2 protein-coding genes and 1 pseudogene are annotated in these 2,796 nt (G+C 74.4%); all 3 read left to right on the top strand.

What is annotated here, in order from left to right:
- Positions 1–260, top strand: a pseudogene (locus tag IE321_RS42705) (hypothetical protein); the annotation flags it as partial.
- A gap of 132 nt (positions 261–392) precedes the next feature.
- Positions 393–1,370, top strand: coding sequence for a substrate-binding domain-containing protein (locus IE321_RS41275; RefSeq protein WP_190226752.1), 978 nt, complete (start codon positions 393–395; stop codon positions 1,368–1,370).
- Between the two features lie 190 nt (positions 1,371–1,560).
- Positions 1,561–2,796: hypothetical protein (locus tag IE321_RS41270; RefSeq protein WP_229916865.1), on the top strand; the 1,236-nt coding region annotated here is incomplete at its 3' end.

Raw genomic sequence — 2,796 nt, 5'->3', positions numbered from 1 at the left:
CCGCCACCCCGCCCGACGGCCCCGCGGGAGGCGCGGGCGGCCCCGGCGCGGGCTCGGACGGCCCCGGGCGGCAGCTCGCCGGGAGCACCGGCACCACCCCCTCCGGGGCGCTCGGCCCGATCCGCTGGATCGTCCTCGGCGTGCTGGTCGCCGGCGGGGCCGCCGGTCTCGCCGGACCGGCCGTCCTGGGAATCGCGGGCCGCCGCGCGACCCCCTCGGATTCACCTAGGACAGGAATTCGTAACCTGAAAAGCGGCTGAACGTGGTGGCTCCCGGATCCACCCCTGCGGAATTCTGGTTCCCGGCCGGTCGACGGACCGGCCGGGAATTGAGAATCCGGATTTGCTTGCGCGTCCATTCCATGACATCCGTTTTCACGGAGGAGATCAGAAGTGAACGTCAAGTCCCGCGCTCGTATCGGTGCCGCCCTCGGTGTGGCCGCCCTCGGTCTCGGTGTCGCCCTCGCCCCGGCGGCCCAGGCCGACCCCAGCCCGGTCACGCAGTACCGCACCCTGGCGGGTGTCGGCTCCGACACGACCCAGGACGTCCTCAACGGCCTCGGCAACGTCGTGACCAACGCCTTCGGCCAGAAGATCATCGCCTCCTGGAACGCCACCGGCACCGCCACCGTCAAGACCAAGGCGACCGGCTGCGTGATCAACCGCCCGAACGGCTCCTCGGCCGGCATCGACGCGCTCCGCAACGCCGTGGACACCAACTCCGGCTGCCTCGACTTCGCCCGCTCCTCGCGCGGCCCGGCCGACACCGCCACCTCCACGGACCTGACCTGGATCCCCTTCGCCAAGGACGCGGTGTCCTGGGTGAAGCGCTCCGACAGCACCCTGCCGTCCGACCTGACGGCCGCGCAGCTGAAGGACATCTACGAGTGCAACCTCACCAGCCTGAACGGTGTGGCGCTCACCCCGATCCTGCCCCAGGCCAACTCCGGCACCCGCCAGTTCTTCCTCTCCTCCATCGGCGTGAGCGCCCTCGGCGCCTGCGTCCAGGAGGGCGTGCAGGAGAACGACGGCACCGTCCTCGACTCCGCCGGTGACATCGCCCCCTACTCCGTCGCCCAGTACACGGCCCAGGAGAAGCTCGTCGTCACGGACCGCCGCGGCGCCGCCGTGCTCGGCTCCGTCGGCACCGTCGCCCCGCGCAACGCCGACAAGACGCTCAACCTGGCCTTCCCCTTCACCCGTGACGTCTACAACGTCGTCCCGACCCCGAAGCTGACGAACGCCACGATCGCCTCCACCTTCGTCGGCTCGACCTCCAAGGTCTGCGCCGCCGGCACCACGATCGCCAACTACGGCTTCGGCACCCTCGGCGCCAACTGCGGCACCACCACCCTCAAGGGCGAGCGCTGACCACCACCGCTCCCTGACCGCGCGAAGGCCGGGCACCCCCGTGGTGCCCGGCCCCCGGGCGTTGCCCGTGCCGACCGCCGCACCCGGGGGCCCGACCGGCCCGCCCCAGCCCCGCCCCGTACAGGCCCGGCCTGCCCGGCCCGGCCCCGCCCAGATCCGACTCCGCTTCCGACTCCCCCGGGGGACCCGCATGAACCGCCCCGTACCACTCCGCTCGCCGGTGGCGCCGCTCACCGTGCTCGCCGTGCTCCTCGGCGTCCTCGCCACCGTTCTCGCGCAGGCCGCGCCCGCGAAGGCGGTCACCGTACGAGGGAGCTTCACCCTCCAGGGCGGTTCCGGCTCCCTGACCGACCCGGTCCTCGCCACCGGGGTCGCCACCTCCGCCGGCTGCCCCGCGCCGTCGGACCCCGCCCAGCCGTACGACCACGCCCGGCTCTCCCTCGTCAGCCCCGACACCCCCGAGACCACGGAGATAGCCCGGACCGTCGTGGGCGCGCCGCTGGGCGACGGGGCCTTCACCCGGGACCTCGACCACCGCGTCGTCGACGGGCAGCCGCAGTCGCGCTCCCTCCGGGACGCGATCCGCGCCTTCCGCCCCGACGGGCCGTTCGACGGCCGCTACGAGCTCCGCCTCCTCTGCCGGAACGCCACCACCACCAACGAGACCGACTACCTCTCCACGATGATCGAGGTCACCGGCGAGACCTGGGCCCCGATCGCGCAGCGGGCCACGGTCCTCGGGCTCACGACGGACCCGCCCGTCGGCGTGCCGGGCGGGCAGATCAGGGTCGTCGTCTCCGTGGAGCCCAAGGACGCCGTCGGCTCGGTGAGCTTCGTGACGGCGGTCGAGGAGGAGATCGTCGAGTTCGCCCACGCCGACGTCGTCGCCGGCAAGGCCGAGGCCGTCCTCTCCGACCTGGCCGTGACCCCGCCCGAGGGCGGCTTCGTGGGCGCGGTGTTCACCCCCGCCGACGCCGAGGCGTTCACCCCCGCGGTCACCGCCGACTACTACTACGTGCAGGAACCCACCGCCACGCCCACCCCGACCCCCACCACGCCCACCCCGACCGGCTCCACGCCCACCCCCACGGACACCACCCCCACGCCCACCGACGACCCGACGGACGACCCGACGGACGAGCCGACCGACGGACCCACCCCGACGGACACCCCCGGCGGCAGCGCGACCCCCACGCCCTCCGCGACCGGAACCGCCGACACCTCCGGCGGCACGGACGCCCCCGGCGGCTCCGGCTCCTCCGGGTCGGGCTCCTCCGGCAGCGGCGGCTCGGGCTCCGGCTCCTCCGGCGGTGGCGACGGCGGCAGCGGCGGCACCGGCCCGCAGGGCGGAGCCGGCGGCACCCTCGCCGCCACCGGGGCGTCCTCCGCCGGCGCCGCGGCCCTCGGCGCGCTCGCGCTCGGCCTT

Source organism: Streptomyces hydrogenans, from assembly GCF_014656075.1.
Classification (GTDB): Bacteria; Actinomycetota; Actinomycetes; order Streptomycetales; family Streptomycetaceae; genus Streptomyces; species Streptomyces hydrogenans.
This window is presented reverse-complemented; position numbering and strand designations above follow the sequence as displayed.